The sequence below is a fragment of the Paraburkholderia sp. BR10141 genome (genome assembly GCF_056155635.1).
Map to the genome: position 1 here is coordinate 129859 of NZ_JBMIQH010000010.1, position 23135 is coordinate 152993.

Sequence of the window (23135 nt, forward strand, 5' to 3'; positions counted from 1 at the left end):
TGCGTACACACTTTCACTCCGGTACCGGCCTGGCAATCGCCTCGCCGTCCTGAAGACTCGCCGTCTCGCGCGCTCAGATTTGATGAAAATTATTCACTCTAATTGTTCCATACGGTAACCATTGTGCGTCGTGGGTTGTCGCTAGAATGCAGAAAAATCGACAATCCTTCAGGAGACAACCCGATGACCACGACCGTGCTTGAACGGCTATTCGGCATCAGCGGAAAAGTCGCTGTCGTGACCGACAAGGGACGCAATTCCAGTATCGATATTGCCCCTGTGCTGGCCGAAGCCGGCGCGAAGGTCGTGATCGCGGATCGCAGCGCGGCACACATGCAGCCTGTCGTCGACAGAATCCTTTTGGCAGGCGGGGATGCTGTCGCGATCGAAACGGACGTGGAGCGCGAAGCCTCCGTGATCGCGTTGTTCGAACAGGCGAAGGCGACTTGGGGCAGCCCCGACATCGTGGTCAATTGCGCCGCGATGACCAATAACGGACCGCTCACGGATTTCACCGAAGCGGCATGGGACGAAGTCATGTCGATCGACCTGAAGTCCGTTTTCTTTTGCATGCGAGAAGCGATCAAGCACATGCTCGCCGCGGGCAGGGGTGGCCGCATCGTGAACGTGACCACTATGGGAGCGATGCATGCAGTCCTCAACGGCAATGGCGCTTACGGCGCCGCGCGAGCCGGCGTAACGGGCTTGGCTCGCTCCGCGGCGCTCGACTATGCCTCCGAGCAGATCCTCGTCAACTGCGTGCTTCCAGGCGCCGTGCCCGGCAAGGTTCAGTTTCATCCCGACATGCAGGCACGCCTGAAGAAAGGAAAGCTCACGGGCCCCGGCACGGATGCAGAGCGACGCTTGCCGCTTGGATGGGGAGATCCCGCCGACATCGCGGCGGCGGTCTTGTACCTTGTGGGCCCGTCGGGCCGCTATATGACGGGCCAGTCGATTACGCTCGACGGCGGATTTCTGATTAGCTGAAGGTCCGCCAGGAAGCACAACTCTGAGCGACTACTCACACGGAGCATTCCATGTTTAGCGAAAACCAGATCGGCGCGCGCCTCGCGCAGATTTTCAATCTCACGGGAAAGACTGCCGTCGTTACCGGCTCTGCGCAAGGTCTAGGCCGCGAAACAGCGCGACTGCTTGCTGAGGCGGGCGCCAACGTCGTGATCGCCGACCTGAACCCGGATGTCGCGTCCGCAACTGCGGCGGATATCGAGGCAAACGGTGGCATTGTATTGCCCTGCAAGGTGGACGTTGCGGACGAAGCTTCCGTCAAGGCGCTCTTTGCAGCCATCGATGCAAAATTCGGTGCCGTCGACATTCTCGTCAACAACGCTGCCCACCGTTCGAAGGCTGAGTTTTTCGAAATGTCTGTGGAGCAGTGGGACCAGATGCAGGACGTCACGCTACGTGGCACTTTCCTGTGTTGCCGCGAGGCGATTACGCGCATGAAGGAAAAGGGCGAAGGTGGCTCGATCGTCAACATCTCCTCCGTCGGTGCGCTTCGGCCGACGTTGTGGGGCGTCAACGCCCACTACGACGCCGCGAAGGCCGGCGTGGACAGCATTACGCGAACACTGGCCAGCGAATTTGCGGTCGATGGAATTCGCGTCAATTCGATCCTGCCTGGCGGTATGGCCAGCGAGGGCGGCAAAAACATCAGCACCACGTTCAGGATACGCGGGCCGATCGTGGGCGCTGGCCGCGTTCCTATGGGGCGAATGGCCGCCCCAATCGAAGTCGCCCAGAGTGTGTTCTTTCTCGCAAGCTCCGCAGCGAGCTACGTCACCGGCCAGATCATCGCTGTGGACGGCGGCTTCACGGTCAGCTAGGCAACCGCCGCAACGATGTGCGCGCAGCAGTAAAAACTTAGGATACTGAAATGCCAAGGATTACTTTCATCGAGCATGACGACACGGAGCATACCGTCGAGGCGAATGCCGGCCAGTCGTTGATGCAGGCAGCCATCGATAACTCGGTGCCTGGCATCCTCGCCGATTGCGGGGGCTACTGCAATTGCGCGACATGTCACTGCTATGTCGACGATATGTGGGCCGCAAGGATTCCACCCGCGAAGCACGCCGAACTGGATATGCTGAGCGGCGCCATCGATGCGAATAGCAACAGCCGGCTCGGTTGCCAGATTCAGGTGACCAATGAGCTCGACGGATTAGTCGTCCGGTTACCCGCTTCGCAAACCTGATCAAAGCAACCGGTGAACACTCGTTCGCGGAGAACTCACATGTCCCATATCGCTGTCCCTCTCGTACCGGTTCCCGATCATGTACCTCAAGAACTCGTCGTAGACTGGGATTTCAGCAAGCCTCCCGGCGGCGAAGCCGACATTGTCGGCGCGTGGAAGCGCCTTCACGATGGTCCGGACATTGTCTGGACGCCGTACAACGGCGGTCACTGGATCCTCACACGAGCGGCGGATATCGAATTTGCGCAGCGCAATCACGACCCGTTCTCGATGCACGAGATCACGCTTCCCACCAGCACGACGATGCAGATCTTGCCTCTGTCGGCCGACCCTCCCGAGCACGCAGACTATCGTGCGCTGATCAACCGCTTCTTCGCGCCGAAGGTTATCCGTGACATGGAGGGCGAAATCCGGGAACTGGCGGTCTTGCTGATCGAAGGTTTCAAGAAGAAAGGCCGTTGCGAATTCATGTCCGATTTTGCAATGAAGTTCCCGATCACCATCTTCATGCGACTCGTGAATCTCCCGCTCACCGATCTGGACGACCTGCTTGCGTGGACCGAGGCAAGCGTTCGAGCGAATGACCCAGAGCGTCGTGAGTGGTCGCAGCGCATGCTGTTCGGCTACCTTGAGAATATCATTCGCGATCGCCAAAAGGAGCCGGGAGCGGATCTGATCAGTGCAATCGTGAATGGAACGGTATTCGGACGACCTCTCACTGAGCAGGAAATACGCGGCATGATGGTCAACGTCATCTTTGGCGGACTCGACACTGTCGCGTCGACCATGGGTTTTGCCGTGCTCTATCTCGCGCGCAACCCAGCACATCGTCGCCAACTGGCGGAGCACCCGGAACTGGTGGGCAACGCCGTCGAGGAACTGCTGCGCATGTTTGCACCATCCAGCACAGGCCGTGTGATGACTCGCGACTTCGAATATAAGGGTGTCCGCTTCAAGGCGGGAGACCGGGTGTACGTCCGCCCACTGTTGCATGGCATGGATGAACGCAAGTTCCAGTGCCCAATGCACGCCGATTTCGCGCGCGCGAATGCATCCCAACATGCAGCCTTTGGCAACGGCCCCCATCGCTGTGCAGGGGCGCTGCTGGCCCGAAACGAGATTCGCGTTTTCCTTGAGGAATGGTTCCGGCGCATTCCCGATTTCGAACTTGATCCCGCAGGGCAGATTGGCTTTGAAGGGGGAATGGTGAATTGTGTGACACGCGTGCCGCTCGTTTGGAACTCCGATGTCCACCAGCTCAGCGCATAACGTTCGGAGTAGCCATATGGCGCTACGCCGTCATGCCACCTCGGCCATCTCCAGCCTGTTCGCCAGCGCGTCGCGGATCAGCGCGACCGGCCGCACGAGACGCCCCGGCAGCGCCCCGTGCACGAGCCAGACATTCAGGCCCGAGCGGAAGTCGGTCGCGTCGATGATCTGCAACTGGTCGCGCAGCGGGCTGCGCGCGAGCGCCTGCGGCGCGGCGAGCCCGACGCCCATGCCGCGCGCGACCAGCGAAAGCTGCAGTTCCGAACCAAAGGCCTCGACCGCGACGTTGAACGGCAGACCCGCCATGCCCATGGCCCGGCTCAGCGCCGAGCGCATCCCGCAGCCGTCCTGATTCAGTACCCACGGATGGTGCGCGAGCGCCGCGAGCGTGGTGGGCTCGTCGGGCAAACCAAACGAGCGCGCCGCGACCACGAGGGTCGGCGTGTAGCCGAGTTGGGTCGCGACCACGCCCTCCGGCGGCATCACCGCGGCGGGCAGCAGAATCACGGCCGCATCGAGCCGTGCGCGCTCGACCTCGTCGAGCAGGCCTGGCGACCAGCCCGCCCTCACGCGCAGCGTCAGCTTGGGAAACTCGCCGCGCAATTGATCAACGGGCTGTTCGAGCGCCAGTTCCGAGAGAAACGGCGGCACACCGAGCTTGAGCTCGCCGACGGGCTCGCTCTCCGGCGAGGCGACCGACATCAGGTCGTCGACCGCACGCAGGACCGAGCGCGCGAGGCCGTATACCTCGTTACCCGCGGCCGTGGGTTTGAGGGGCTTGCTCTGGCGATCCAGAAGCTCGATGCCGAGCGTCGTCTCAAGGTTTTGCACGCGGCGCGTGAGGCCCGGCTGCGTCAGGAACAGCCGCTCCGACGCCCGCACGAGCGAGCCGCTTTCGACCACCGCCACGAAGGCTTCCAGATCTCGAGTGTTCACAACGACTCCGCATAAAGATTATCGCGATAATTCAATTGTCGCATAACGTAACGCTCCCTACGATAGCTGGACCTGCCACGTTGCGGAGCCAATCGATGGAGCACCCTGCTGAAACCTGTACGCGTCCGATGGCGCGCGAGGCCGCCCCCACGAGCCACGCCAATCAGGCGACGCACACCACCCTCACCCTACCGATGACGCTATTCTTCGCCGCCGCAGTCGGCGTAATCGTCGTCAATCTGTCTGCGGCCCAGCCACTCGCCGGGCTCGTGAGCCATTCGCTGCGTTTGCGCCCGGAATTCGTCGGCGCGGTCGCCATGCTGCCGCAGCTCGGCTACGCTGCCGGTCTGCTGCTGCTCGTTCCGCTCTGCGATTTGCTGGAAAACCGGCGCCTGATTTTCCGCACGCTGCTTGCGTGCTCGGTCTTTCTGGCCCTCGCGGCACTGGCGCGCTCGGGCCCGCTCTTTCTCGCCGCGGCATTCCTCGCGGGCGCGACCTCCAGCGTGATCCAGATGCTCGTGCCGATGGCCGCCTCGATGGCGCCTGAAAGCCAGCGCGGGCGGGCCGTCGGCAACGTGATGAGCGGCCTGATGCTGGGCATCCTGCTCTCACGGCCGCTCGCGAGCCTGATTGCGGGAACGCTGGGCTGGCGTGCGTTCTACGGCATCGAAGCGGGGGCGGATGCCCTGCTCGCCGTGGTCCTCTTTCTGCGCACGCCGCGCCGCATGCCGAGCGTGACGGCGCGCTACGCCGATCTGCTTTATTCGCTCTGGACGTTGCTGCGCACCGAGCGGGTTCTGCGGCGCAGCGCCTTCCTCGCGGCACTTGCACTAGGTGCCTTCTCGGCGTTCTGGACCGCCGTCGCGCTGCTGCTGTCGCAGCCGCCGTTTTCGCTCGGCATGAACGGCATTGCGGCGTTCGCGCTAGCGGGCGCGAGCGGCGCGATCGTCACGCCGCTCGCGGGCCGGCTGGGCGATCACGGCGTGGGGCGCGCGGTTCAATACGCCGCGCACGCGACGATGCTCGGCGCAGTCCTGCTGTTAGGCGTGGCGGGCGCGGGCTGGGGCGGTTTTGCACCCGCCGCGCATCCCGCGCTGGCGCTCGGCCTGCTCGTCGTGGGCGCGGCTGCGCTCGATGCCGGCGTCATCGCCGACCAGACGCTCGGGCGGCGCGCGATCAACCTGCTCAATCCCGCCGCGCGCGGCCGGCTCAATGCGATTTTCGTGGGGATGTTCTTCATCGGCGGCGCCGCGGGCGCGCTCATGGCCGGCGCGGCGTGGGCCACGGCGCGCTGGAGCGGCGTGTGCCTCGTTGCCCTCGGCTTCACGGTTGCGGTCATCGCGCTAGGCTTCGTTTATCGCGCGTCGCCGGCTTCTGCCCGCTAGCGGCCTGCCTGGCAGGTGGTCCAACGAAAAAGCCGCGGCTGATCCGGCCGCGGCTTTCCTGTGCCTGTGTCAAACCGTCATGCGCGCAGCGATACGCTCACGTCTGCTGATCGGACCCATCCGCGGGTTGCGCGGTGTTGTCGTCGGCGGGCTTTTCGTCTTCCTTCTTCTCGACTAGCTGCTCGACTTCCTTGGCGCCCTCGAAACCGGCAACCGCGGCGGCGGCCTTGGTCAGAAAGCCTGCGTTCGGATCGAGCTTCTCGGCGCCTTCCACAGCGGCAACCGCACCGGCAATTTCACCCACCTTGTCCAGAATGCCCATTTCATCCCTCCAGTTGAAACCCGCTCCGGGCTGACGAGGCGATGTCTCGCCTCCCGTGCGCCGCACCTTCCATCCAGCGAGCGCGCCGCTTCATTGTGTGCCTGCTCGATGGCCGTATCAATCACTAACTCATTAATCTGACAATAATTAACGATGTGATACACGAACATATATTGCGCTGCGTCAATTGTTTGACTATAGTTAGGTTGTCTCCTCCATGTCTCCATTGGCATGGTTCAAGCCCGCATTCGCTGCGGGCTTTTCTTTTTCCCGCCCCGCATTCTCATCACACGCCGGATCGCCTCTGGCCTGCTGGCCGCGGCCAGGCTCGCGCCTTCCGCTGGCATAATCGTCCCTTCGCCGTTTTCCAGCCCTCTTTGATCTCGCCGCTGCAATGAATCTGCATACCTGGTGGCTGTTCCTCGTCACCGTCTTCGTCGTCTGCGCCATCCCCGGTCCCAACATGTTGCTCATCATGTCGCACGGCGCGCAGTACGGACTGCGCCGCACGAGCGCGACCATGGCCGGCTGCCTTTCCGCACTGGTTCTGATGCTCGCCGTTTCGGCGGCCGGGCTCGGCGTGTTCCTGCAAGCGTGGCCGACCATGTTCAACGCGCTGCGCTTCATAGGCGCCGCGTACCTCGTCTACCTGGGCGTCAAGGCGTGGGGCGCACCCGTGCCCGAGGCCGCCGCCGATGTTGCAGAACGTGTGGCCGCGCGCCCCGTGCGCTCGCCGCTCGCGCTCTATCGCAACGGCTTTCTCGTCGGCGGCAGCAACCCGAAGGCGATCCTCTTCGCGGCGGCGCTCCTGCCGCAGTTCATCGACGCGACCCGGCCGGTGCTGCCGCAGTTCGGCGTGCTCGTTGCAACCTTCGCCGTGTGCGAAGTGAGCTGGTATCTCGTCTACGCGGGTTTCGGCACGCGCATCGGCGCGACGCTCAAGAGCCGCCGCGTGGCAAAGGCGTTCAACCGCGTGACGGGCGGGGTGTTCGTCGGGTTTGGCGCGATGATGGCATTGATTCGGCAGTAGGGCTCGCGGGGCGGCGCGATGGTCTTGGCGCGCTTTCCCGAATGCAGGCACCAGGTCGACCGGCCAGTAGTCGCTGGTCCGACCTGTGGAGATGAGTAACGCTTCCACTCACGCGCAAATTAATCTGGACTACTACGGATAGGTGACTACCTGCTGCAGACCGAAGAGATTCGCACCGCACGTCGGCGAGGCCAGGGTTTTCCCACGTTATGCGAGTCTCGCATAGGGACATGCCACCTCCGCATCGTCCTTTTTTTGACCGCTTCTACCATCCGCTCTGACTCTGGTGTGACGCGTGGTCCATCCCGCTACCAATCGAATTCGGAGTCGTGGGATCGCCCGCTTTGTTCAGTTGAACCGCAACGTCGAAGTCGACGATGACAAGAGCGGATTTGTCGCGTCGCTCGATCTCAATCCTGAGAAGGCCCGTTTGCTGACCCAACTGCTGATCGCCAATGGGATCACGTCGCCCGACCAGGTACAGGCAGCGTTTTCTGCGACTTACTGATCGCAACCGATGAGGATTGCGTCTGCATTGGGTCAGTGCGGGCGCAATTCGCGTCGACACCATCGCGGACCTTCGCCAGGTCAGACGCAGTCCTCGACGCGACCTGGTGCAACGGTACCGGCGTAAGATCGGAACTTCCCGAAAACGCCATTTCACGTCCCAGAAGGCGGGCCATACGTATGGAAATCAAGTGGGTCGAGGACTTCATCGCCCTTGCTCAATACCAGAGCTTTTCACGCGCAGCGGAGTTCCGCAATGTGACCCAGTCCGGGTTCAGCCGGCGCATTCAATCGCTGGAGCAATGGGTCGGGGCGGAACTGATCGATCGCAGCAGCTTCCCTCCCGTGCTGACGCCCGCAGGTCAACTCTTCCGCGAAGTCGCTGAAGATATCCTGAACAAACTCTTCGATACACGCGCCATCATCCGGACTGAAAAACGGATCGGCGGCAAGAGCCTCCAGATTGCCGCCGGCCACACCATCGCGCTGAATTTTCTGCCTGCGTGGCTCAAGGCGCTTTCCGCCCACTTCGGGGACGTGCGCGCGCGCGTGGTACCGGCCAATGTGCACGACTCGATCCTGTCGCTCGTGAATGGCAACTGCGAACTGATGTTCGCCTACCACCACCCTGAACTGCCCTTGCATCTCGATCCCGCGAGGTATCAGCATCTCACTGTGGGTATCGACACGCTCATGCCTGCCAGCAGGCCAAACCTGCGTTCCGCGCCGACGTATCGACTGCCCGGAACAGCAAAACAGCCATTGCCTCACATTTCATACACGGAAACGAGTTATTTCGGCCGCTGCCTTGCGGTGCTGCTCGCTCGAGCGCCCTCTGCGCCTTCCTTGTTGCTTCACTATGAATCGGACATGGCCGAGGTGCTCAAAAAAATGGTCATGGAAGGCGAAGGGATGGCATGGCTGCCAAAGAGCGCGATAGCCGCGGAACTGGAGGCGGGTGAACTGGTCCCCGCAGGCCCGACGCACTGGAATCTGGATATCGAGTTGCGCGTCTACCGCGACGCTTCGAATCGCAGCGAGTTTCTCGATACGCTCTGGCAGCATCTTCGGGCGGTTCTACAGACCGGCGTCCAGGGTTTTCCCGCGTTATGCAAAATTCGCATACGCACATGCAACAACGGCATCATCGCTTCCTTTGGCACCCCTAATATGCCTCCCAACGCTTGACCGAGGTCGCAGTCGATCTCGCTCCAGGCGTCTCTCAACGTACACCGGTCATGTCTCGACCACCTTGTGTCACTCAAGGACAGACGGAAATGAAAAATCGCCTCACCGTTTATATTGCCGTTGGCATGATACTGGGCGTCATTGCGGGCTACGCGTGCCACGCCAGCACATCTGACCCGGCGACACTCAAAGCCATTGCAGGATACTTCTCGATCATCACGGACATCTTCCTGCGTCTCATCAAGATGATCATCGCGCCACTGGTGTTCGTCACGCTGGTGTCGGGCCTCGCCGGCATGGACAGTGGCCAGGACGTCGGCCGCATCGGTTTGCGTTCGGTGGGCTGGTTCGTTTGCGCATCGCTGATTTCGCTTACGGTAGGCCTCGTCTTCGCCAATCTCCTGCAGCCGGGGGCCGGCCTGCACATGGTGGCGGGTACAGGTGAAGTCGATACCGGCCTGAATACCTCGGCGCTGAACTTCAGGGACGTCCTGACCCACGCCTTTCCGACCAGCCTGCTCGACGCCATGGCGCGTAACGATATCCTGCAGATCCTGGTCTTCTCTGTCTTCCTCGGCCTGGGTCTGAGCGCAACAAAGCGTGACGCGCGCGTCAAGGTCGTGATCGAGATCATTGAAGGCATGGTGCCCGTCATGCTGCGCGTGACGAACTACGTCATGCGTGCGGCGCCGTTCGGCGTGTTCGGTGCGATCGCTTCGGCGGTGACGCTGCGCGGCCTCGACGTCATCTACACGTATGGCAAGCTGATTGGCTCCTTCTATCTGGGGCTGGTCGTGCTGTGGGCGATCCTGGTTTTCGTCGGCTATCTGTTCCTCGGCCGTCGTGTCGGCGCGTTGCTCAAGGCAGTGCGTGAACCCGCGATGATCGCGTTTGCGACGGCGAGCAGCGAGGCGGCCTATCCGCGGCTGACCGAGCAGCTGGAGCGCTTTGGCGTCGACAAGAAAGTCGTCGGCTTCACGCTGCCGTTGGGCTATGCGTTCAATCTGGACGGCTCGATGATGTATCAGGCGTTTGCGGCCATCTTTATCGCCCAGGCGTTCGGGGTCGACATGCCGATCTCGCAGCAATTCTTCATGCTGCTCGTACTGATGCTCAGCAGCAAGGGCATGGCCAGCGTTCCGCGGGGCTCGGTGGTGGTGGTTGCGGCAGTGGCGCCGATGTTCCATTTGCCGGTCGAAGGGGTCGCCATGGTGCTTGCGATCGACCAGATCCTCGACATGGGCCGCACGATGACCAATGTGATCGGCAACAGCGTGGCGACCGCCGTGATCGCGAAGTGGGAAGGCGCGAGAGAGAGCAACGCTTCCGATTTCATTAAGGATGGCGAACAGATTTTCGGTCCGGCGCAAGGTGGAGCGAAATGACTTCGGATGTCGCCGGTCACAAGCCCAAGTTCGGTATTGTCGGCGGCCTGGGACCGCTGGCAAGCGCAGATGTCTTCTTCAAACTGGTGAAGGCGACGCCCGCATCGACTGATGCCGAGCACTTCGACGCAATCTTTCAGCAGTCGCCTTTTCCCAACTCGGGCTCCGGAAGCACCGCGACGACGGAACGCAAGCTCTATATCTTCGAGATGATCCGGGACTTCGAGAAGCGCGGCGTAACAACGGTCGTGCTGCCGTGCTTTCTCAGTCACACCTTCATCGACGAACTGCGCGCGAACACGCGCTTGCAGATCGTGGACATGATCGAGGCGGTTCGCAGCCATGTTCGGCGCAAGTTTCCGGGCGCAAGCCGTATCGGCATACTCGCCTCCGACTACACGCGGGAAAAGCGCTTGTTTGAACGGTACTTTGCGCCCCCCGAGTTCGAAGTCATCCACCCCCGATGCCACGAAGAATTCGATCCGGTCACGGAAGCGGTATATGGATCGGACGGCATCAAGAGTGGCAACCTGCGCGGGCGTCCGGTCGAACTGCTGCGCGAGGCTTGCCGCGATCTGATCGCGCAAGGCGCCCAGGTGATCGTGCCCGGCATGACGGAAATCGCCCTGGTCGCGGACGAAATCGGCCCGCTGGGCGTACCGCTCGTCGATGCCAACCTCGCGTATGCGCAGTACGTCGTCTCTGGCGGTTACGGTTCGCCGTCGCACGCCTTCAAGGTTGGGGTCGTGGGCGGCGTGGGCCCCGCGGCGACGGTCGATTTTCTGCAGAAGATTGTCCGCAATACACGCGCCACGCGCGACCAGGACCACATCAAGCTGCTGGTCGAACAAAACCCGCAGATTCCGGATCGCACCGATAATCTGATTGGTGACGGCGCGGACCCAACGGTCTCGCTGTACGCGACGTGCAAGCGGCTCGAGGACGGCGGCGCGGACATCATCGCGATTCCGTGCAACACCGCGCATGCATTCGTCGAGCGGATCCAGCCGTACCTCAACATTCCGATTGTGAACATGTTGACGGTCACGGTTGGCTATCTGCGCACGACGTATCCGGCGCTTCGTGATGTCGGTGTGCTAGCGACATCGGGCACGATCGAGAGCGGGGTCTATCGAAAGGCGCTGGAATCGCAGGATCTTCGTCAGGTCGTGCCCTCCCCTGCGCTACAGGAGCGCGTGATGGAAGCCATCTACGGCAAACATGGCGTCAAGGCGGGATTGACGACGGGGCAGTGTCAGCAGGACATCGCCGCCGCGATGGAAGGACTGATTGCCGAAGGCGTTGAAGTCGTCGTCCTTGGGTGCACCGAACTCCCGCTCCTTTTGACCGGGAGTGAATTCGTGGGCAGCGGCGGCGCGCGCGTCAGGCTGGTTGATCCCACCGACGTTCTCGCGCGACGATGCATCGCGTACGCATTGTCGGCCGACGCGACCCTCGCTTGACCCGAATACTCTCCAACGGAGCAAAGCAATGTCCAATCGTTCTGAACGCATCGAACACGATCTTCTCGGCGACCTCGCCGTGCCCAATGAAGTCTATTACGGAGTCCATACGCTTCGTGCGCTCGCCAATTTCCCGATTACCGGCATTCCAATCTCGACTTGTCCGAATCTGGTCAACGCCCTGGCGTTTGTGAAAGAAGCCGCGGCGATTGCGAACTGCGAATTACGGCTGCTCCCCGAGCACAAGATGAAGGCCATCGTTCACGCATGCCAGCAGATTCGTGAGGGGGTTGCGCACGACCAATTCGTCGTCGACGTGATTCAGGGCGGCGCCGGCACGTCGACCAACATGAACGCGAACGAGGTGATCGCCAATCTCGCGCTCGAACATCTTGGCCACGAACGAGGAGACTACGCGGTACTGCACCCAAACGAAGATGTGAATCTGGGGCAAAGCACCAACGACGTTTACCCGACTGCACTGAAAATCGCCACGTATATGGGCATCGCGCAACTGGTCGATGCGATGGGTGTCCTGCGCGCGTCGTTCGAACGGAAGGCAGTGGAGTTTCACGACGATCTGAAGATGGGGCGAACCCAGTTGCAGGACGCGGTCCCCATGACCCTGGGACAAGAGTTCAGCACCTTTGCGGTCATGCTCGAAGAAGATCAGGAACGTCTGCGGGAAGCGTCGAAACTGATTTGCGAAATCAACCTGGGCGCCACGGCGATCGGCACGGGCATCAATACGTCGCCCGACTATGCGCCGCTCGTCTGCCGCCATTTGGCCAGTGTCACCGGTATCCCTGTGACGACGTCGCCCAATCTCGTGGAGGCGACGCAGGACGTCGGCTCGTTCGTGCAACTGTCGGGCGTGCTCAAGCGCGTGGCGGTCAAGCTCTCGAAGACCTGCAATGACCTTCGCCTGCTTTCGAGCGGCCCGCGCGCAGGCCTTGGTGAAATCAACCTGCCGCCGGTTCAGGCGGGCTCCAGCATCATGCCGGGCAAGGTCAATCCGGTCATTCCGGAGGTCGTGAACCAGATCGCTTTCGAAGTCATCGGCAATGACGTGACGGTCAGCTTTGCTGCGGAGGCCGGTCAATTGCAGTTGAATGCGTTCGAGCCGGTCATTGCGCACAGCCTGTTCAAGAGCGTTGCGCACCTGCGTGCGGGATGTCTGACCCTGGCATCGAGGTGTGTCGACGGGATCACGGCCAATCGCGAGCGGCTTCGTTCGCTCGTTGAAAATTCCATCGGCATCGTGACTGCGCTGAATCCGTACATCGGCTATACGAATGCGACCCAGGTAGCCCAGGAAGCGCTCGTATCGGGAAGGAGAGTCGCCGATATTGTCATCGAGAGAGGCTTGCTCACGCGGGCGCAACTCGAAGACATTCTCAAGCCCACGATGCTGACGCAGCCGAGGCATCACCTGCCGCTTGCGTAGTTAGCGTACGCCGCCAGGCGAACACCGCCAGCGTATTCTAGTTGCGGCCTTGCGTACGGTAGAGTTCGTTGGCGCGCGTAAGATGGGCGCGCATCGCCGCCTCGGCGGCGTCGCCGTCACGGGCGGCGATCGCATCGACGATGCGTTGATGCTCGGTGAGTGTGAGTTCCTCGACGCCCGGCGCGCGCACGAGCGGCTGGTAGTATTCGCCCGCCCAGCGGAACAGCGACTCCACGATCGAGGGAAAAATCGGGTTGCCGCTGATCTTCGCAATTTCGCGGTGGAACGCCATGTCCCTCTCGATGAATTCCGCGAGATTGACCATGGACGCGCGATGCTGCGCCACGCTCAACTGAAGCCGCGCAACATCTTCTTCCGTGGCGCGCTCGGCCGCCATGCGTGCGGTGCCGGTTTCGAGAAAAAGCCGCGCGTGCTTGAGGTGCTCGAGCATGTCCGGTTGGGTGCGCAGCAGATGCAGCGCGCCGCCAGCGATCTGGGCAATCAGGCGGTCTGCGGTCGGCACGACCACGCGGGCGCGCTCCCCATGCACGATCTCGACGATGCCGGAACGCTCCAGCGCCTGCAGTGCTTCGCGCACCGCCGGCCGCCCGACGCCGTATATCTCCATCAGCTCGCGCTCGGACGGTAACTGCGCGCCGGGCGCGATCTCGCCCGCACGAATGCGTTCCATGAGTCGATCGACGACTTCCTGATATAGCTTGCGACGTGGAATGATCTCGCCCATTGCAGTGGTACTGTAAACGTCTGGTGTAATGACAATACCACACCACGCCGCCGGCCACCACGTCACCGCTGGATCACTTCGCCTGCCCTTCGCGCACGGCGCCAAAGAAGTCGGCCTGGCCGATCTGTCCGCCCTTGAGCACGATTTCGAGGCCGTCGCGCGCAGCAGCGCTCGACCATGCTCTGCACAGCGGCGCACCGGGCGCCACGCCCGCCGTCACGCTGAGCGCGTCGATGCCCAGCGCGCCGGCGACCTCGCCCGAACTGTCACCACCCGCAACGACCACGCGCGTGACGCCGGTGCGATCGAGCATGCGCCGCATCACCGCCGCGAGCGCGCGGCCTACTTCGCGGGCGGCGTCCTGACGCGTGCGTCCGCAGCGCCGCGCGATCTCGTCGAAGCCGCGCACGACCGGGTCGTCCGGGCCCTCCGCGCTGTGGACGACGGCGCTGCTTCCGCTGATGATGGCTTGCGTAGCGGCCCCTGCGGCCCGTTCGATTTCAGCGGGTCCCGCTTGCGGATCGAGGGCACGCGCGAGGTCGAGCCGATCCACGTGAAAACCGTGCTGACGCGCCCAGCCAATCTGCGCCGCGGTGACCGGCGAACAACTGCCGCTCACCACGCCGATCGCATCGACGGGACTCGCCGCCGGCAACGACGGCGCAGCGGGCAGCCAGCCTCGCGAGCGCCAGTACGCGACAAGCGCGTACTGGAGGCCCGATGACGAAGCCGTGAACACCCCTTCGCCGCGCGCATCCCAAACGAGGCGGCCCGCTTCTGCCAACGTTTCGTCGTCGAGCACATCGATCAGCACGACGGGGGTATCCTCCGCCGATAGCATGCCCACGCGTGAGGCACCGTCCCCGGCGCGCAACTGAAGCATGTCGATGAGTTCGATGCGGCGCGACGTCTGCCGCGCGAGATGGCGGCGTAGATCCGCTTCGTCCATCGGCGTCACGGGGTGGCGCGACATCGTCGGATGACGGTCGAGGCGATAGCCGACGCCATCGACGGCTGCGAAGAGGTTGCCGAACACTTGATAGCGTTTCAGGCGCGGTGCGCCGATCACCATCGGCGACCAGTTTCCCGGCATGTACTGCGTGCCGATGTCGACCGCGGCGCCAATCGAACCCACCTCGGGCGACGAATCGAACGTGGAACACACCTTGTACTGCAGCACCGGCGCGCCGAGCGCGGCGAGGCTCGCGAACGCCAGCGGCAGCGCTTCGCGCATCCACGCGGCACTGCGCCCGCGCGACGATCCCGCGATACCCACGCAGCGCGCCTCGGGAAAGCGCGCGAGCGCCTCGGGCGTTGGCGTGTCGAGAAACAGGATGGTGGGGATGCCCGCGGCCGTCATGGCCTCCATCGCATCGGTCGAGCCCGTGAAGTCGTCGCCGTAATACGCGAGTAGCAGGCCCTCGGGCAGGGACGCGTTGTTTGTTTCAGCCATCCCGTTGCTCACTTCCAGAAGCCGAGCGCCGCACGCAATGACGGATGCCTCTGCGCATGCTGCTCCAGCGGCACGCCTTCGATAGCGGCGCACCAGGCTTCGCGCAACGCATCGACGCCTGCGGCCACACCCTGCGGGTGACCGAAAATGCCGCCGCCCGCCGTATGGATGAGATCGGCGCAGCCGAGTGCAGCGTAGGTATCGGCGGCCTGCAGGCCGGTCTGCCCCGAGCTGAAAACAGGCATGGCCGGCATGGGGGCGCTCGCCATCACCGGTGCGAGCACGGCGCGCGCCGCAGCGATCACGCTGTCGTCGGGTTCGCTGAACTTGTTGCGCAGGCCGTTCACGTGCATGTGGTCCGCTCCGGCGAGACGCCAGATCATCTGCCACGGCGCGTAGTCCCAACCGAGCGCCGGACTGCGCGAGAGGTAGCCCCAGCCCGCCCGATGCGCGTGGATGGGCAACTGCGAATGCCGCCGCAATTCATGCAGGCCCACGATACCCACGGAATTGAGCACGGCCATCACGCACGTTCCGCCATGCGCGAGCACGAGATCGTGGCGCCCGCGCATCTGGTCGAGGTCGCCCGTGAGATTGAACGCCACCATCGCCTTCTTGCCGGTGCGATCAGCATGGTCGTTCACGACGCGCATCACGGCCTTCACGCGTTCGTCGAAGGGACAATGGGAGCCGTCGGCCTGTAGTTCGTCATCCTTGATAAAGTCGATGCCGCCCTCCACGAGCTCGCGCACCTGCTGCGCGGTTTCCTCGGGCGAAAGCCCCACGCTCGGCTTGATGATCGTGCCGATCAGCGGACCGTGCGCCACGCCCGTGAGCCGCCGCGTGCCTTCGATGCCGAACGCCGGCCCTGGATAGGCCGCCGCGAACGACTCAGGCAGTCGCAGCCCGGTGAGCCTCAGGCCCGACACCTGGCGCAGCTCGAACAGGTTGCCTGCAACGGTCGACATCAGGTTCGGCAGCGACGCGCCGAAATTCTCCATCGGCCACGAGAGTTCGAGCGTACAGCGCGTGTATGCGTCTGAGCGCATGCCGCCGGGCAGGCTCGGCGCGTCCACGGTTTCCAGCACGTCGAGGCGCTCGACCCGCGCGCCCGAGCGCGCCTTCAGCTCCGGTGTTTCGTTTGGCAGTGCGACGAAAGTGCCGCTCGACTGCTCTCCGGCGATGACGTCGGCGGCACGCCGTGGATCATCGCCGGTCTCCAGCCAGTAAGTCGCGTGAATACGTTCGGTCACGGTGCGATTCCTGTTTCGGGTCAGGTGATGCGGCGAATGCTCTCGGCGATCTCGGCGCGGTCGAATACGCCCTTCCAGTCGTCGCGCATGAGGCGCGGCTTGCCGAATTCGATCGCCTTGTTGCAGGCGTCGGAGAACGCGCCGGGTATCTCGTTGAAGATCACCGCGCTCAGGATGTTCATGTGGCCGAGCAGGAAGTCGCGCGCGGCTTCCCTGGGCACACCGCGCTGGATGGTCTCGTCCATCGCTTCGCGCATCACGTACAGCAGCGTCGCGCAGACCGTTTCGGAGAGACCCGGCTCGAGCATGGCCATCTGATCCACGCTCAGGCGATACGAGCGCAGAATCGGCGCGTAGATCGTTTTCGCCACATCCTCGCCGAGATCGAACGCCGAGTCCGGTCCCTGCATCAGAGCGCTCGTAATCGACTGCTTGGCGTATGCGCCACCGAAATGATCGTGAAGCGACTTTTCATCGACATCGTAGTTAAAGATGATCGGATGGCACGGATGCGCAACGAAGTACGTGAGATCGGGCCGCTCCGGCAGATGACCCGCGAACGGCGCGGCGGCGTCGAGCGTCATCACCATCGTGCCGGCCTTCAGCATGGGCGAGATTTCGTGGCTCAGCTTGCCGATCAGCGTATCGGGCACGGCGAGGATGACGACCTGCGCGCCGTCGAGCGCCGCTTCGACCGACACGCACTCTATGTTCAGTTCATCCTTGAGGCGCTTGCGCCCCGCTTCGCCGACTTCCACGTGCGCCACGCGATAGTCCGACTTCTGCAAGTTGCCCGAAAGGCGAAAGCCCATCTTTCCGCCGGCGCCAAAGAGCGCAATTTTCTCTTTCATGTTCATCCTCCTTGCCAGGTCCGTGAGTCCAGCTTCGATCAATTCGCGGCGAGCGCGTGCTCGCGCTCACGCGATGCGCGCGGCTCGCGGGCAAAGGCCAGCGCGAGCACGGCGCTCAGCAGCATCAAGGCGCCGACGACGAACATCGGCGCGTGGTAAGAGCCGGTTGCATCGTGCATGGCGCCCGTCACGTAAGGCGCGACGAAGCCCGCCACATTGCCGACCGTATTGATGAGCGCGATGCCCGCAGCGGCGCCCGCGCCCGAGAGCGAGCGGGCCGGCAGCGTCCAGAAGCACGGCAGCGCGGCGAACACGGCGCAGGCCGTCACCGTGATGACGGCAATGCTTGCTGCCGGCGACTTCATGTAGAGCGCGACCGGAATGCTCAGCGCGCCGAGCAGCGCGGGAATCCCGACGTGCCAGCCGCGCACGCCGCGACGCGTGGCGTCGCGGCTCCAGACGAAGAGCGCGATGGCCGCGGGCAGATACGGAATGGCCGTAATGAGCCCCTTCTGGAACACGTTGAAGTGCGTGCCGAACTGCCCTTCGAATCCGCCGATGATGGTCGGCAGGAAAAACGCGAGCGCATAGAGGCCGTAGACGAGCCCGAAGTACATCAGCGAAAACATCCACACGCGAGGGCTCAGCAGGGCCGCCCCCGCATGCGCGCCGTGACGCATCGCGCCCGCTTCTTTCGTGCGCGCCTCCGCTTCGAGTTCAGCGTTGAGCCACGCCTGTTCGTCGCGTGTGAGCCAGCGCGCCTGCGAGGGACGGTCGCTCAGATAGAACCATGCGATCACGCCCACCACGATGGCCGGCAAGGCCACGCCGATGAACATCACGCGCCACCCCGCGAGCCCGAACCACCCATGCGCCCCGATGAGCAGCGCGGCGAACGGCGCACCGATCACGATGGTGAGCGGCTGCGCGAGATAGAACAGCGCGAGGATATGGCTGCGATGGCGCTGCGGCACCCAGTTGCTGAGAAAGAGGATCGCGCCGGGGAAAAAACCCGCTTCCGCCACGCCCAGCAGGAACCGCAGCACATAGAGCGAGGTCGCGCTGTTGACCCACGCAAGCAGGAGCGCGACCACGCCCCACGTCACCATGATGCGCGCGAGCCAGCGGCGCGCGCCGTAGCGATGCAGCGCCAGGTTGCTCGGCACTTCGAGAAAGATGTAGCCGATGAAGAACACGCCCGCCGCGAATCCGAACTGCGCCGCGTCGAGACCGAGGTCGTGCGCCATGCCGTTCGGGCCGGCAAACGAGATCGCGGTGCGGTCAAGGAAGTTGATGAAGAACATCAAGGCGACGAACGGCACGAGGCGCAGCGAGACCTTGCGGATCGTCGGACGTTCGAAAGCGGATTCGGCTTTACCTGAAACGGCTTGCATGCGTTTGCTCCCGCGAGTGATCCGATGCTGATTAACAGATCATATGTGCTGGTATGATGAGTAGACCATCATGACGGAACGACTACACCTGGTATTTCCACCGACATGTCTGTACGCCGCGGCGCTTATGCGCCCCGGACGCTACGTCAACACCGCGCGCGAAGAGGCGAACACACAGGCAAACGGCCGCAGCGTCACCGCAACACCGGGCGACAGCGTCCATGGCCCGGGTGCGTCGGGGCCCCCGCCCAACGTGCATTCGTCGAGGCTCGTCGCCTGCAGCGATGTGGGTATCGCCTCGTCGAATTCGAGCTGAACCTCGCGTGGCTCGCTCGTCAGATTGGCCAGCACGAGTTCGATCGCGCCGTCGGCGTGGCGTCCTGCGAGGCACGCGATACGGGCGGCATGGCCGCTTCGCGTGACGTGCAGGCGCGACGCTCCCGCCATACGAGCCAATGCCTTCGCGACATCGAGAACCGGATAGCGCGCGGGCGTGTGGCCTTCCACATCGGCAAGCCCGCGCGGCCCTGTCAAGGCACCGAGCGAGAGCGTTTCGATTCCCGCGCCTTCGAGCGCGGCCGCATATCCGGCGAGCCAGGCGGCACCGAATAACGCGCGCTGGCGCGGATCGTTGGCGGCCATGGCCACGCGTTCGCCTCCGGGATTCGGCATCACGCGCGAACCGTATGGGTTCTGTCGCATGCCGATCGAGACCGGCCCGATCGCGTAGGGCTGCCCACCGATCAGCGCGCGGCAAGAGCGTGTGATGTGGGGAATGGCCTCGAGCGTCTGCATCACGCTGCGGTCGTCAGCGGCGTGCACGATGGGACACGTCGCGTGGGTAACCCAGTCGACCAGGTCGAGCGGCGGCCGCTTGCGGTTCAGCTCCGTGAAGTAGCTCAGCATGCCGCCGCCAAGCCGTAGCGTGGGGAACGCACGGCGCGCCTCACGATAGACTTCGTCGAGCGCGGGACACGGCGGGCTCACGCTGCCCGGCGGGTTCGACTGCCGATGCACGGCCGGGCTCACGATAAGGCCCGTCAACGCGAGGGCGGCCTGGTCGATCTGGGCGGCGAGGCACAAGAGTTCCACATGCGGCGCCTCGATACCGGGCAAGGCAAACTCCAGCACGGCCGCCACGCCGCTTTCGCGCTGCAACTGTGCAAAGCGTCCAAGCTCGGCCACGCCATCGCCCGCAAGCGGGTCGTAGCTCAGCGTCAATTGCTGCGGCCCGAACTCTGCAAGCAACACGAGATTCGCGAGCGCCGCTGCGGCATCGTGTGTGGCAATGGCTACGCCGATCGCCGGCATGGTTTCGTGCTGCCCGAGATTGCCAGAAGCGATTTCGATCTTGTCGGCACGCGCCTCTCGTGTGGCTTCTGCTTTCCCCGTCGCCTGACGCGTACCGGCCACGCTTAGCGTCACCGTCTGCGCGAACGCTGCGCCCTTTTCCAGCGTATAGGGCCACGGCAGTTCAAGCGGGCGTGAATAGGTCTTGAACGAAGCATCGGACCAGTTGCGCTGGTCTTCCATCTCGAACACGTCGCCCGTGAAGGTGCAACGCACCGTCAATCCATTCGACAGATCATGTTCGATTGCCGCGATGTCCTTGAAGGGCTGCCACGGATCGATCAGTGTCGGGAAGGCCGCGCTTTCACGACTGCCGTCGCCGTGCTCCACGCGCGCGGGCGCACCGGCTACGCCGTCGATGGGATGGAGCACGCAAAATCCGCAGCGGGCCGCCAGAAAATCGGCATGCGCGGTGACGTCACAACGAAACGTGAGGGCGCCGTTGGCTGAACACGCCATGGCAAGCGCATAGCTGAGTGCGTGTCCTTCCGGATTCGCACAGCGCGCGTCGTACGCAACGTGAAAGCCGCCCGCCGTCTCTTCGACATCGATGCGTTCGATGTCGGGGCGGCACGTGCCCCAGTCCTTGTCCCGCACGAGAAATGACACGGCGCGTATGACTTCGGTGCCTTGATAGCGGATGTCATGCAATGCGCCGTCGATCAGCCACGCCGACCACGGTCCCGCTTCGAGGCGGCGCCCCGGGGTCACCGGCTGCTGCGTGCCGTAGTAGATCGCGTTGCTCATCCCATTGCTCATGACGCCGCCTCTCCCGGCACGACGCTGCGCCGCTCGCGCGCCGAAAGATACGTGGCCTCCACAAGCTCCAGCGTGCGCAGATTGTCGCGACCGCTCGTGGCCGGCTCGACGCCGCGCCGCAGGCAATCCACCCAGTGCGACTGGATGCTGAACACGCTGCCCTGGATCGCCACCCAGGGCTCGCTCGTCCACGAGAGCGCACGCGGTGCGACGTTGCGCAGCTCGGAACCTGCTCGCGTGTGGATCTGCAGCTGGTAGTCCGCAAAGAGCCGCAGAGAACCCTCGGCGCCGTCGACTTCGATGAGCGTCTGCGGAAAGAGCTCGCGCGGCAACCGCGTCGCGTAGCTGCAATCCACCACGCTGCTCATGCCGTTTTCATGCGCGAGCAGGATCGTCGCGACGTCCTCGCCGCGAATCGAGGGATTCACGCGCGCGGTCGTGGCGCTCACGCGCGCCACGTCGCCGAACAGGCAGCGCGCGACGTCGAGAATGTGGATGCCGAGATCTTCGACGATAAAGCGCTCGCCCTGCGCCAGATAGGGCTGACCGCTAAACACATCGTATGCCGAACGAAACGACACGCGCCCCCAGAACGGCTGCCCGATCGCCCCCTCGCGCAGCACCCTTCCCACGGCCTGGATCGCGCTCTGCCAGCGAAAGTTTTCGTGAACCATCAGTGGCACGCCGGCCTCGTGGCACGTTTGAACCATAGCGCGCGCATCGGTGAGCGAGGAAGCGAACGGCTTCTGGCAAATCGTCGCCACGCCGGCCGCCGCCGCAAGCTCCACGAGCGCGCGGTGACTCGGCACGGTGGTCGCGATATCGACGAAATCGAGCCGCTCTTCACGCAGCATCGTGGCCGCGTCCGTGTAACGCCGTTCGATGCCAAACCTGTCGCCGACTTCGTCGAGGCGCGTACGGTTCGCGTCACACAGCGCGACGATCCGTGCGCCGTCGATGTCCTGCCACGCATGCAGATGATTGAGCGAGAAGAATCCGCAGCCGATCAACGCGCCCTTCAATTGCGCCGGTGCCGCACTCGTGATCACACTCATCGGTCACGCCCCCGTTGCGGCCTGCTTTTGCAGCGCAAAGCGCTGCTGCGCGCGCCGCTGGATCTGGTCGACGACCACCGCCGCCACGATGACGACGCCCTTGATCACCGTTTGCCAGAACGAACTCACGCCCATCATCACGAGCCCGTCCGAAAGCATGCCGATCACGAACGCACCGACGATGGTGCCGCCGATCTTGCCGCGTCCGCCCGACATCGACGTGCCGCCCAGCACGGCCGCCGCGATCGCGTTGAGTTCGAACGTCTCGCCGCTCATGGGGTGCGAAGCGACGAGTTCGGAAGAAATGATCAACCCGACGATCGCCGCGCAGAAACCGGAAAACATATACACGAACATCTTCACGCGATTCACGCGCACGCCCGAGAGCTGGGCGGCGCGCTCGTTGGCGCCAACCGCGTAGATCTGCCGGCCGAGCGGCGTGCGCGCGGCAATGTACGCGGCGACCACGCCCACCACGACCAGCAACCATACCGTGAGCGGAATGCCGAGTATCGTCGCGCTGCCGAGAACCGGAAAGCCGCTGGTACCGTAGGCGGGATTGCCCGTGAGGTTCGGGAAGGTCTCGCCGCCCGAGGACAGCAACGCTGCGCCTCGCGCGATATAGAGCGTGCCGAGCGTCGCGATGAACGGCGCGACGTTCAGCCGGGTGATGAGCAAGCCGTTGATCGCGCCTACCAGCACGCCCACGACCAGCGCCACGACGATCACGGCAGGCACGCTCAGAAAGAGCGTGTACTCGCTGCCGATGGGAATGCCCTTGAGGATGAGCCCGCCCGCCACCATGCCCGTGAGCCCCACGACCGAGCCCACCGAAAGGTCGATGCCGCCCGCCACGATCACGAACGTCATGCCGATTGCGAGGAAGGCGTTGAGCGCGACGTGCCGCGACATGATGAGCAGGTTCTCGATGCTCAGAAAGTTGTGGGCAGCGAACGAAAAGAAAACCACGACCGCGAACAATGCGATGAACGTACGCAGCTTCAGCAGCAGGAGCAGCGGCGCTTCGCTGAAGCTCGCTCCGGGTGCCGTGCTCTTGATGGCCAGCGACATGAATGCTCTCCAGATGAATGCAGGCTAAACGTTGGAACCGTGACGACCGTTGAACGC

20 protein-coding genes and 1 pseudogene are annotated in these 23135 nt (G+C 63.5%); 11 read left to right on the plus strand and 10 right to left on the minus strand.

Annotation, left to right across the window (positions count from 1 at the left end):
* Window positions 1-183: 183 nt before the first annotated feature.
* From ACOJB8_RS16380 to ACOJB8_RS16395, 4 genes are read left to right on the plus strand one after another with little or no spacing between them, the layout of a single operon-like run.
* Complete coding sequence (locus tag ACOJB8_RS16380) at window positions 184-987, plus strand: SDR family NAD(P)-dependent oxidoreductase (RefSeq protein ID WP_368685224.1); 804 nt, start codon at window positions 184-186, stop codon at window positions 985-987.
* A 50-nt stretch (window positions 988-1037) separates the two neighbouring features.
* Window positions 1038-1844, plus strand: a complete 807-nt coding sequence (locus tag ACOJB8_RS16385; protein WP_475013376.1) for an SDR family NAD(P)-dependent oxidoreductase — start codon at window positions 1038-1040, stop codon at window positions 1842-1844.
* A 50-nt stretch (window positions 1845-1894) separates the two neighbouring features.
* Entirely contained in the window at window positions 1895-2215 is a 321-nt protein-coding gene (locus tag ACOJB8_RS16390) for a 2Fe-2S iron-sulfur cluster-binding protein (protein WP_475013377.1), read from the plus strand.
* A 39-nt stretch (window positions 2216-2254) separates the two neighbouring features.
* Window positions 2255-3484 (plus strand): cytochrome P450, encoded by a 1230-nt coding sequence (locus tag ACOJB8_RS16395; protein ID WP_475013378.1) that lies wholly within the window; start codon window positions 2255-2257, stop codon window positions 3482-3484.
* 30 nt (window positions 3485-3514) lie between these two features.
* On the opposite strand, the gene ACOJB8_RS16400 is transcribed toward ACOJB8_RS16395, so the two are convergent.
* Window positions 3515-4420: a LysR family transcriptional regulator gene (locus tag ACOJB8_RS16400; protein ID WP_069266481.1), complete on the minus strand. Its 906-nt coding sequence runs from the start codon at window positions 4418-4420 to the stop codon at window positions 3515-3517.
* A 95-nt stretch (window positions 4421-4515) separates the two neighbouring features.
* On the opposite strand from ACOJB8_RS16400, the gene ACOJB8_RS16405 reads away from it, so the two are divergent.
* The gene (locus tag ACOJB8_RS16405; protein ID WP_069266480.1) at window positions 4516-5805 is read left to right on the plus strand and encodes an MFS transporter; all 1290 of its coding nucleotides are present in this window, start codon (window positions 4516-4518) and stop codon (window positions 5803-5805) included.
* A gap of 97 nt (window positions 5806-5902) precedes the next feature.
* On the opposite strand, the gene ACOJB8_RS16410 is transcribed toward ACOJB8_RS16405, so the two are convergent.
* Entirely contained in the window at window positions 5903-6127 is a 225-nt protein-coding gene (locus tag ACOJB8_RS16410) for a hypothetical protein (RefSeq protein ID WP_028205419.1), read from the minus strand.
* Window positions 6128-6521: 394 nt separating this feature from the next.
* Here ACOJB8_RS16410 and ACOJB8_RS16415 point away from each other — a divergent pair, with 394 nt between their 5' ends.
* The 6 genes and pseudogenes from ACOJB8_RS16415 to aspA all read left to right on the plus strand — a co-directional run bounded on the left by ACOJB8_RS16415 (window position 6522) and on the right by aspA (window position 13147).
* Complete coding sequence (locus tag ACOJB8_RS16415; protein WP_069266479.1) at window positions 6522-7157, plus strand: LysE family translocator; 636 nt, start codon at window positions 6522-6524, stop codon at window positions 7155-7157.
* Between the two features lie 352 nt (window positions 7158-7509).
* A pseudogene (ansB, locus tag ACOJB8_RS16420) lies at window positions 7510-7665 on the plus strand (L-asparaginase 2); the annotation flags it as partial.
* 179 nt (window positions 7666-7844) lie between these two features.
* Window positions 7845-8852: a LysR substrate-binding domain-containing protein gene (locus ACOJB8_RS16425; RefSeq protein ID WP_475013379.1), complete on the plus strand. Its 1008-nt coding sequence runs from the start codon at window positions 7845-7847 to the stop codon at window positions 8850-8852.
* An 89-nt stretch (window positions 8853-8941) separates the two neighbouring features.
* On the plus strand, window positions 8942-10237 hold the full coding sequence (locus tag ACOJB8_RS16430) for a dicarboxylate/amino acid:cation symporter (protein ID WP_475013380.1): 1296 nt from the start codon (window positions 8942-8944) through the stop codon (window positions 10235-10237).
* Window positions 10234-11700, plus strand: coding sequence for a cysteate racemase (cuyB, locus tag ACOJB8_RS16435; protein ID WP_368685227.1), 1467 nt, complete (start codon window positions 10234-10236; stop codon window positions 11698-11700). Before ACOJB8_RS16430 ends, cuyB begins: the two co-directional genes overlap by 4 nt.
* Window positions 11701-11728: 28 nt before the next feature.
* Window positions 11729-13147 (plus strand): aspartate ammonia-lyase, encoded by a 1419-nt coding sequence (gene aspA / locus ACOJB8_RS16440; RefSeq protein WP_475013381.1) that lies wholly within the window; start codon window positions 11729-11731, stop codon window positions 13145-13147.
* 37 nt (window positions 13148-13184) lie between these two features.
* Here the strand turns inward: aspA and ACOJB8_RS16445 are convergent, their stop codons facing one another.
* The 8 genes from ACOJB8_RS16445 to ACOJB8_RS16480 form a co-directional block, all read right to left on the minus strand.
* Window positions 13185-13892, minus strand: coding sequence for a transcriptional regulator NanR (locus ACOJB8_RS16445; RefSeq protein ID WP_069266474.1), 708 nt, complete (start codon window positions 13890-13892; stop codon window positions 13185-13187).
* Window positions 13893-13965: 73 nt separating this feature from the next.
* Entirely contained in the window at window positions 13966-15345 is a 1380-nt protein-coding gene (gene oiaK, locus ACOJB8_RS16450) for a 3-oxo-isoapionate kinase OiaK (protein WP_475013382.1), read from the minus strand.
* 8 nt (window positions 15346-15353) lie between these two features.
* A complete protein-coding gene (locus ACOJB8_RS16455) occupies window positions 15354-16598 on the minus strand; it encodes a ribulose-bisphosphate carboxylase large subunit family protein (protein WP_475013383.1) in 1245 nt (414 codons plus the stop codon).
* Between the two features lie 20 nt (window positions 16599-16618).
* Window positions 16619-17449: a phosphogluconate dehydrogenase C-terminal domain-containing protein gene (locus tag ACOJB8_RS16460; RefSeq protein WP_069266471.1), complete on the minus strand. Its 831-nt coding sequence runs from the start codon at window positions 17447-17449 to the stop codon at window positions 16619-16621.
* Between the two features lie 38 nt (window positions 17450-17487).
* A complete protein-coding gene (locus ACOJB8_RS16465; protein ID WP_475013384.1) occupies window positions 17488-18843 on the minus strand; it encodes an MFS transporter in 1356 nt (451 codons plus the stop codon).
* Window positions 18844-18984: 141 nt separating this feature from the next.
* Entirely contained in the window at window positions 18985-20952 is a 1968-nt protein-coding gene (gene apnL, locus ACOJB8_RS16470; RefSeq protein WP_475013385.1) for a D-apionate lactonase, read from the minus strand.
* Window positions 20949-22007, minus strand: coding sequence for a Gfo/Idh/MocA family protein (locus tag ACOJB8_RS16475; protein WP_475013386.1), 1059 nt, complete (start codon window positions 22005-22007; stop codon window positions 20949-20951). Before ACOJB8_RS16475 ends, apnL begins: the two co-directional genes overlap by 4 nt.
* 3 nt (window positions 22008-22010) lie before the next feature.
* Window positions 22011-23078 (minus strand): ABC transporter permease, encoded by a 1068-nt coding sequence (locus ACOJB8_RS16480; RefSeq protein WP_342947318.1) that lies wholly within the window; start codon window positions 23076-23078, stop codon window positions 22011-22013.
* Between the last annotated feature and the right edge of the window lie 57 nt (window positions 23079-23135).

Bases quoted from the DNA above. Each gene is read 5' to 3' on its own strand.
- ACOJB8_RS16425 (WP_475013379.1), top strand. From the start codon at position 7,845: ATGGAAATCAAGTGGGTCGAGGACTTCATCGCCCTTGCTCAATACCAG.
- ACOJB8_RS16445 (WP_069266474.1), bottom strand. From the start codon at position 13,892: ATGGGCGAGATCATTCCACGTCGCAAGCTATATCAGGAAGTCGTCGAT.
- apnL (WP_475013385.1), bottom strand. From the start codon at position 20,952: ATGAGCAATGGGATGAGCAACGCGATCTACTACGGCACGCAGCAGCCG.
- ACOJB8_RS16460 (WP_069266471.1), bottom strand. From the start codon at position 17,449: ATGAAAGAGAAAATTGCGCTCTTTGGCGCCGGCGGAAAGATGGGCTTT.
- ACOJB8_RS16480 (WP_342947318.1), bottom strand. From the start codon at position 23,078: ATGTCGCTGGCCATCAAGAGCACGGCACCCGGAGCGAGCTTCAGCGAA.
- ACOJB8_RS16390 (WP_475013377.1), top strand. From the start codon at position 1,895: ATGCCAAGGATTACTTTCATCGAGCATGACGACACGGAGCATACCGTC.
- ACOJB8_RS16465 (WP_475013384.1), bottom strand. From the start codon at position 18,843: ATGCAAGCCGTTTCAGGTAAAGCCGAATCCGCTTTCGAACGTCCGACG.
- ACOJB8_RS16380 (WP_368685224.1), top strand. From the start codon at position 184: ATGACCACGACCGTGCTTGAACGGCTATTCGGCATCAGCGGAAAAGTC.
- ACOJB8_RS16405 (WP_069266480.1), top strand. From the start codon at position 4,516: ATGGAGCACCCTGCTGAAACCTGTACGCGTCCGATGGCGCGCGAGGCC.
- ACOJB8_RS16430 (WP_475013380.1), top strand. From the start codon at position 8,942: ATGAAAAATCGCCTCACCGTTTATATTGCCGTTGGCATGATACTGGGC.
- aspA (WP_475013381.1), top strand. From the start codon at position 11,729: ATGTCCAATCGTTCTGAACGCATCGAACACGATCTTCTCGGCGACCTC.
- ACOJB8_RS16415 (WP_069266479.1), top strand. From the start codon at position 6,522: ATGAATCTGCATACCTGGTGGCTGTTCCTCGTCACCGTCTTCGTCGTC.
- ACOJB8_RS16410 (WP_028205419.1), bottom strand. From the start codon at position 6,127: ATGGGCATTCTGGACAAGGTGGGTGAAATTGCCGGTGCGGTTGCCGCT.
- cuyB (WP_368685227.1), top strand. From the start codon at position 10,234: ATGACTTCGGATGTCGCCGGTCACAAGCCCAAGTTCGGTATTGTCGGC.
- ACOJB8_RS16385 (WP_475013376.1), top strand. From the start codon at position 1,038: ATGTTTAGCGAAAACCAGATCGGCGCGCGCCTCGCGCAGATTTTCAAT.
- oiaK (WP_475013382.1), bottom strand. From the start codon at position 15,345: ATGGCTGAAACAAACAACGCGTCCCTGCCCGAGGGCCTGCTACTCGCG.
- ACOJB8_RS16475 (WP_475013386.1), bottom strand. From the start codon at position 22,007: ATGAGTGTGATCACGAGTGCGGCACCGGCGCAATTGAAGGGCGCGTTG.
- ACOJB8_RS16395 (WP_475013378.1), top strand. From the start codon at position 2,255: ATGTCCCATATCGCTGTCCCTCTCGTACCGGTTCCCGATCATGTACCT.